This window comes from Corallococcus caeni, assembly GCF_036245865.1.
GTDB lineage: Bacteria > Myxococcota > Myxococcia > Myxococcales > Myxococcaceae > Corallococcus > Corallococcus caeni.
In genome coordinates this window covers 1-357 of record NZ_BTTW01000097.1, presented here as the reverse complement: position 1 = coordinate 357, position 357 = coordinate 1, and the positions used below count along the sequence as shown (strand labels likewise).

The 357-nt window shown below is 70.3% G+C and carries 1 protein-coding gene; it reads right to left on the bottom strand.

Annotated features, from left to right (window positions below):
• Positions 1-357 (bottom strand): hypothetical protein (locus AABA78_RS39020; protein ID WP_338270617.1); only part of this gene is annotated, 357 nt, incomplete at both ends.

The window sequence follows — 357 nt, the reverse complement described above, 5'->3', positions numbered from 1 at the left end:
GTCCTCCAGCTCCAGCACGCGAGCCCGGGGCAGGGCCTGCCTCCACCGCGACAGGTGCTCGGGCTTCACGACCTTGTCAGCCTTGCCCCAGACGACGCGCGCCGGCACGTCCGCGAGCCGGCCCAGGCCCTTGCCCTGCTCCTCCATCCACGGGCCTTCGTGGGAGATGGAGCGCGCGAAGCCCCAGGTGCCCATCCGCGACGCCCGGTCGGGAAACTGCGCCAGGAAGGACTGGTGCAGCTCGCGCGTCAGCTTCGTGCGGCGTCCCCAGGACATCTTCACCAGCATCCGCGCGGAGAAGTTCCAGGACAGGTACAGCCACCGCATCAGCGCCTTGTCGCCGTTGGGCCCCTTCAG